This window comes from Enterococcus sp., from assembly GCF_022711995.1.
GTDB lineage: Bacteria > Bacillota > Bacilli > Lactobacillales > Enterococcaceae > Enterococcus_D.
The window spans coordinates 1-7,411 of record NZ_JALAHI010000017.1; the positions used below are offsets into that span (position 1 = coordinate 1).

Here is a 7,411-nt window from a genome sequence, read left to right on the forward strand (position 1 = left end):
AGCGTTTTAGAATTAAAAATTTTTTTAAAACACAATGTGTCGGATGGCAAGCGAATGATGCTTTATTAAAAATAAAAAGATAGTTTGATGGCAATGAGGAATACCAACAGCGAAGGAAATAAATTAAAAGGAAAATCACCGCAGAATAGGGTAGCGCCTCTACTAAAAAAAGCAGGCAGTTAATAAATAGTTCCCTAAGAGAAATCTCATGTTCCATGAGGGCGATGAACCATCAAACACAGGATTCTATTGTGTCAGTTTTATTAGAGATACAATAGGTAGTTTTTGGCGTACTATCCTCAAGTTCAGTCTGAACAAGTTCAACTATGAATAGACCAAAAAAATATTCGCTAAAAATCTTCGATAAAACCGTGATATATCAAGAGAAACCGACTTGAGAGCAGATTTTTTCTTGGGGAAACATTTATTCTAACAGAAACAAAAGAAACTTTATTTGCTATTTTTCTTCAGGCATGGTATTCTTAGAAAGTAAAGTTCTGATATGTTAATACTTGTCTATCTTTTGATACACACTTCAATTACACATCATTTTCTATTACAAAAATAAACACACACGATGTGTAATATGGAGGTATACGTTTATGAATAACGGTACAGTAAAATGGTTTAATGCAGATAAAGGTTTTGGATTTATTACAGGTGAAGATGGCAATGATGTATTTGCACATTTCTCAGCTATCCAAGGCGACGGTTTCAAAACTTTAGACGAAGGTCAAGCAGTGACTTTCGACGTTGAAGAAGGCCAACGCGGCTTGCAAGCAACAAACATTGTTAAAGCTTAATAACAACTTTTAGAAGAAAATCGGAAACGGTCTTCTTTTTTTGTTTTAAAGTAAACCCATTTTCTGAAATTTTTCTGACGACTTGAGAATTTCTGAGGAAAAAATGACGGAATGAATCAATGAATCTCAAAAAAGGACTGCGTCTGTTAACTAGACGTAGTCCTTTTTTGTTGGCCATGATTTTTCGTTTTTGACCTCTATTGGTTTTCTTTCTGAAACGTGATAGACGTTGCGGATCAGTGACTGGCAAATTGGCTATTGTATAGTTGAGCATACAATGATGGTTTTGCTAACAGTTCCTCATGATTGCCTTGTTCAATGATTTGTCCGGCCTCCATTACAAGAATCAGATCAGCATTTTTGATCGTGGAGAGGCGATGGGCGATGACAAAACTTGTGCGATCTTTCGTCAATGTGTCCATCGCTGTTTGGATCATTTGTTCGGTTCGGGTATCGACACTGGAAGTCGCTTCATCCAGAATCAAAATAGCTGGATCAGCCAAAATTGCACGAGCAATCGTCAAAAGTTGTTGTTGACCTTGTGATAATTCGGTTTCAGATCCTATGATCGTCTCGTAGCCCTGCGGCAGTGTCCGAATAAAATGATCGCATTGTGCTGCTTTTGCGGCGGCAATGATTGCCTCTATCGTTGCCTCTTCTTTGCCGTAAGCAATATTCTCTGCAATCGTTCCTTCAAACAACCAGGTGTCTTGTAAAACCATCCCAAATTTTTTGCGAATGTCTGTGGCTGAGAAATCCGTCATATCGTAGTGATCGATCCGGATTTTGCCGCCATTCAGTGGATAGAAGCGCATCAGCAAGTTGATCAAAGTTGTCTTGCCGGCTCCTGTAGGCCCCACAATAGCTACCGTTTGCTCAGGGGCAACTTGTAGGTTCACGTGTTGCATCAATAATTTATCTGGAGAATAACCGAAAGAAACATCTTCAAAATCGATTCTCCCAGCCAATTCTTCTGGGACTGCAAGAGGGTGTTGGGTTTCTTTTTCTTCTGGATAATCCAAAATCTCAAAGATCCGTTCCAATGACGCTAAGGCACTTTGTAACGTATTGAAGATATAAGAAGCTTGTGTGATCGGTTCGGAAACTTGATTGGTATATTGCAGATAGGCTTGGATCAATCCGATGGATAACTGGCCATTGATTACCATCATTCCACCAATCACAGCACTCACGACAAATCCGATTTGATTGATAAAGCGAATGAACGGATTGATCGCATAGCTAGCAAATTGTGCTTTGCGAAAGGCATGAAATTGCTTTTCGCTTAATTCCTGCATTTCTGAAGCAACTGCAGACTGCTGATTGTAGGATTTGACCAACAAATGGGCGGTATAAAATTCTTCTGCTCGGCTACCGACTGCTCCCAATGTTGTCTGGTTTTCTGAAAAGTAAACCAAATTGCGCTGAGCCAGTCGATGGGTAGCAAATGCACTTATCAGGAGGATGATGATAATTCCTACTGTCAATAATGGACTAAGCCAAAACATTACACCAAGTCCAAATAAGATACTAAGAGTAGCTGTAATCAGTTGCATCAATCCTACTTGAAGGACTTCAGAGACTTTATCAAGATCTAGTATTGCTCGACTTAAAATATCGCCTGTTTGATGCGTATCGTAAAATCGTATCGGCAACCGATTAAATTTTTCCGTCATTTCTTTTCTGAGGGTAAGGGTCAATGTTTCGCTGACACTTGCCATTGTGTATTCTTGTAAAAATGAGAACAGACTGATCATCAGCCAGGAAATCCCTAGAAGGAGCAGTGACCATTTGATGACTTGCCAGAATTCATTTGGTTGCCAGTCATTATGCTGAAGCAAAGTGATGAGATTATCTAATCCTTGACCCAGCAGCAATGGGGCGATGGTCATCAGTGTCGCATAGCAGAGAGCGGAAATCAAAATCAGTCCGAAGCGGCTTTTTTGCTGGAATAATAAGTGTAACAGCCGCATGCTCGTATGTTTTAAATTTTTTGGTGCATCAGTTATTTTTTTGCTCATTTTTCTCCTCCTATTCCTTGCGAAGCCGCAAATTCTTGATAGGTGTTACAGGTCTTCATCAGTTCTGAATGGGTCCCTTTTCCGACGATTTTTCCTTCATCAAGAACGATGATTTGATCAGCATCCATGACAGTTGCAACACGCTGTGCCACGATCACTACGGCTGAATCACGGACATAAGATTTTAATGCTCGCCGTAAATTTGCATCTGTTTGATAGTCAAGGGCCGAAAAACTGTCATCAAAAAAGTAAATGTGAGCGGGCTTTACTAATGCACGCGCTATACTCAAGCGTTGTTTTTGTCCGCCAGAAAAATTGCTGCCCTTTTGAGCAACGTGACTGTCGATCCCATCGGGTAGACTTTCGATAAACGACTCTGCTTGGGCAACTTTGACTGCTAGTGTCACTTGTTCTGGATCGGGATTGACAATCCCAAAAGTCAATGTGTCCCAGATCGATCCACTGATCAACAATGCTTTTTGAGGAACATAGCTGATAAATGATCGCAATGCCACCTGTGAGACTTCTCGGATGTCACGATCATATAATGTGATGGAGCCGCTAGAAACGTCTTTTAACCGTAAAAGGGCTTTGGCGATCGTACTTTTTCCTGATCCGGTGCCGCCAACAATCGCAGTGGTCTGTCCGCGATGGATCTCAAAATCAATATCTTCCAGTACGGGTTCTTCTGCCCCAGCATAGGTGAAGGAGACATGATGAAAGGCTGCCACTAGTGAATTTTCTTTTGGCAAGATTGGCAGTGGCCCGTCTGTCATCGTTTCTTCTTCAGACAAAACTTCTTCAATCCGCTGCAAAGATGTTACTCCTTTTGGGATCATGACGATCACCATTGCTGCCATCGTCAAAAACCAAAGGCTCAAAACGGTATATTCGATGATCGCAGTGATACTGCCGATGGGCAGGTTTCCCGAGAGACTTTGGAAACCGCCAAATCCCAAAATGCTAAGAATGGACAGCCCCATAAAAAAGTGTACGGCTGGATTTAAAACAGCGAATAAACGATTGACTTCAATCATCACTTTTGCGTAGCCTTCAAAGGTTTGGTCTGTCCGCTTTTTTTCGAAACTAGCTTTGTCAAAGGCGCGAATCACCCGCACACCTGTATAGGTTTCACGCAAAATTCGCATCATCGCATCTACTTTTTTCTGGGTCTTTTTTGCCAAAGGGATCGCTTGATAAATGACAAAAAGCGCGACGATCGAGAAACAAGCAATCGCTGCAAGGGGGATCCACACCATTCGCCAAGAAACACTCCCTGTTAAAATAATTGAAGCCAAAATAATCAGTGGAGCAGGAAGAATCATTTGTAAAGCCATCATCAAGATTTGTTGAATGTTATTGATGTCATTCGTTGTTCTGGCAAGCAAGGTTGGTGTACCATATTTCTCAAAACTAGAGATCGCAAGCTCCTGAATTTTGTTGAATAGTTTGATCCGAAGATGATGCCCGAACTTCCCTGCTAGATGGGCAGAAAAATAACTAGCACTGACAGCAATCACTCCCGTGCCTAGTGCAACAGCCAGCATCCAGACCCCGTAGCGGATGATCGCTGATTGATCTTGTTTTAATATGCCGTCATCAATGATTTTGGCGACAAAATAGGGAAGAAAAAGTGTCCCAAAAGAATGGATCAGCATAAATAAAAAAGTACCTAGAAATAGGCGTTTTTCGGTGAAAAAAAATTGTTTTAATTGTTTCATAAAATTCCCTCCAATTTCGTCGTTCTGTGCTAGAATAAACTGTAACGCAACGTTACAGTCAATAGGAGGGAGACACTTTTTTGAAAAAGTTTTTGACCATCAGCGAACTTGCGACTTATGGTGGTGTGAGTCGCCGTACGCTGATTTATTATGATCAAATCGGACTGTTCAAGCCGAAACAGATCGGCGAAAATGGCTATCGTTATTACGGATTTGAACAATGTGCGGAATTAGATGTCATCTTGGTCTTGCGCGCATTGGATATGTCCTTGGAGGAAATCCAAACTTTTCTAAAAAATCGCAATCCTGAGACGATGCAAAAAGAATTGATGTTCCGTCGGGAAGAAGTGGATCAGAAAATAATAGAGCTAGAGGAACATAAAGCCGTTTTGGATCGCTTTATTTCACGGTTTGAAAAAGTGCAGACAGCCGATTTTACCAATATGACTTATAGTTATCGGTCAGAGGAATATTTTGCTGTTTCTGAAGAAATCAATGAGTATGACGAGACTTCGGTCTTTCAGGCTTTTTCTCGTTTTTATCCTTATTTAGATTACAAAGATTTATTTAGCGGTTATCCCATCGGTTATTTAGTAGAAGGATCTGCTTTCAACCAAGAGTCGATTCATGAAGCACCTTATCGTGCCTTAGTGATGGTCCCCGAAGAACGACTGCCTCTTTACTCGGATCAGGCAATTATTTGTCGACCGGCAGGCAATTACGTGTCGGGATTCGTACGAGGAGAAATTCATCATTTAAAAGATTTTACAAAACGGTTCAAAGCCTATCTGGAGGCCTCTAATTTACAAATAGATGGAGATATTTGGGAATTGATGTGGCAAGACGATGTATCTACGGATCAAAAAGAACAGCAGATTTTTGAAGTGATGTTGCCTGTTAAGGAAAGAGTATCAAGCTAAAGCTAAGAGGTAAACCAAGAGAACGTCTGCTAGCGACATTTTTACTAAACTATGTTATACTTAGTAAATACGAGAAATATTTTTGTACCAACGTTATCTTGTTTTTAGGAAATTTATTCAAAACTGGCGTAACTTCAGAGTTACAAGGATGCAGTAGAGGTTAGGGATTGCATCGTTTAAATGAGAAATAAATAATAGTAGTAATAGTCTGCTTCAACTTTCAAAGAATAAATATTGCATCGTTAGATAGCCTTCCCGTCTTATGACAGGAAGGCTATCGTTCATTTTATGGAGAGGGTCAGCGCATTATCTGGACTATTGTCTTCCAATAGTGAGTCAACATATTGTTTTAAGAAATAAGAGTAGGTTGCCAGCAGTTGGTATTCTTCGGAATGGCGAATCGTTTCTTTTTCGTCTTGCGAATAAGTGTCGTCACCAGTAAATAGCGCAGTATTCATCTTCGCAATAAATGTACATAATGTGCTGATTTGTTCTTCGGTCAATTCTGTGACAGAGGCGAGTTGTTGGCGCACCATGTGATTTGTGTCTTGCTGAAAGATCTTAGCTTGATAGGCACTGTAGTGCAAAAGCTGCGAATTCTTCGATTTGTTCTTCGCGGCCCATTGGTCCAAATCAATCACCTTTTTCTGGTAGTTGATGGCTTTGTCAGTTAACGTTACGACCCCATAGCCGAGTTCTTGAGTGGAATAGGAGCCGGTGACAATTTCCTGAACGCCAGCTGGTCCTTCGGCAATATCTTGAATATGGATGTGTCCAGAAAAAATCAGCGGGACTTGATAAGCAGTTATCAATTGCTGCAATTGCGCCGAGTTATCTAAAACATACCCTTCCTTCAACAATGAATTATGCTCCAGAAGATTATGGTGCATGAAAAGAAGGGGTGTCTGCTGCTGTTGTTTGGCTGCTTCTAGTTGTTCCTTCAACCATTCTAAGGTGGTCTTTTTCAAACGACCATTTGTATTTGGCTGGTTCCAATTCACTTGTTCGTCATAAATACATGAATCAAGCAATACTAAGCGATACTGGTCATTGAGATTGATACTATAGCTTAATGAAGTTTGATCGACACTGTCTGCTTTCTCGTAACCTTCAGAAAAAATCTCTTTGAAATCCTGCGGACTGATTTGATCGGCATAAAATTCTTTATCCTCTTTAAAAATTCTGGCCCAACCATTATAGATTTCATGATTGCCAGGTAAGCTTAGTACCATGATGGAAGCTTCTTGTAATGGTGCCAATAATTTGGCCAGCGTTTCGGCGCTAGCTTTTTCGCCATTCAATGTCATATCTCCGGTCAAGATCACTCCTGTAGGCCGTTTTTCGAGGGCTTCCGCAACAAAAGCCTCTAAACTTTCTGTCTGATAAAGCATTTCTTTACCAGCGGCTCCTTCGGCAAACTTATTGAAGGCTGTGCCGTTATCATGCAGTTTTGCAGAGAGAAAGTGGATATCGCTCAGCAGCCAGAATTCACTTTCCGATTCGTTTTGCAGCACCGCTTTCGTTTTTTTTGTAGCAATCAAAGAACCAATCAGAAATAAACCGCAAATGACGGAGACAATGAGCCCTATGGGTGCATATTTTTTTAAAATGAGTCTGCCTCCTTTCGAGTGTTATCTTATTCATTATAGGAAGAGAAAACTTTCTTGTCACTTAGAAAGAATCAATTCGTTCTTTGTTTCTAAGATAGAAAGAGACGAAGAGAAAAAAGGGGGTTTTTCTCGCAAAAAAGCAAAATTCCCATTTATTTGCGCCTTTTTTCTGTTTGCTAGAAAATAGTTAAGCGCTTTTCTTTATTTTTTTTGCTAGAGAGATAGTTAGAAAAATGCTGTTATATCAAAGGTTGTAGCCTGCTAAAAAGAATATTTCTAGCGAGACTTATCTTTGAAACACTTTTGTAACATTCCTTTTATCTGTATGTCATATGC

The 7,411-nt window shown here is 40.3% G+C and carries 5 protein-coding genes; 2 read left to right on the top strand and 3 right to left on the bottom strand.

What is annotated here, in order from left to right; all coding sequences use genetic code 11:
* Window positions 1–602: 602 nt before the first annotated feature.
* Window positions 603–803 carry a cold-shock protein gene (locus tag Q0A12_RS01535; protein WP_003125681.1) on the top strand — a complete coding sequence of 67 codons (201 nt, stop codon included), beginning with the start codon at window positions 603–605 and terminating at the stop codon, window positions 801–803.
* Window positions 804–1,039: 236 nt separating this feature from the next.
* On the opposite strand, the gene Q0A12_RS01540 is transcribed toward Q0A12_RS01535, so the two are convergent.
* Window positions 1,040–2,824: an ABC transporter ATP-binding protein gene (locus Q0A12_RS01540; RefSeq protein WP_291290961.1), complete on the bottom strand. Its 1,785-nt coding sequence runs from the start codon at window positions 2,822–2,824 to the stop codon at window positions 1,040–1,042.
* Complete coding sequence (locus tag Q0A12_RS01545; protein WP_291290962.1) at window positions 2,821–4,545, bottom strand: ABC transporter ATP-binding protein; 1,725 nt, start codon at window positions 4,543–4,545, stop codon at window positions 2,821–2,823. The genes Q0A12_RS01540 and Q0A12_RS01545 overlap by 4 nt, the downstream gene beginning before the upstream one ends.
* An 80-nt stretch (window positions 4,546–4,625) precedes the next feature.
* On the opposite strand from Q0A12_RS01545, the gene Q0A12_RS01550 reads away from it, so the two are divergent.
* Complete coding sequence (locus Q0A12_RS01550) at window positions 4,626–5,465, top strand: MerR family transcriptional regulator (RefSeq protein WP_291290963.1); 840 nt, start codon at window positions 4,626–4,628, stop codon at window positions 5,463–5,465.
* 281 nt (window positions 5,466–5,746) lie between these two features.
* Here the strand turns inward: Q0A12_RS01550 and Q0A12_RS01555 are convergent, their stop codons facing one another.
* On the bottom strand, window positions 5,747–7,015 hold the full coding sequence (locus tag Q0A12_RS01555; RefSeq protein WP_291290964.1) for a metallophosphoesterase: 1,269 nt from the start codon (window positions 7,013–7,015) through the stop codon (window positions 5,747–5,749).
* Window positions 7,016–7,411: the final 396 nt, after the last annotated feature.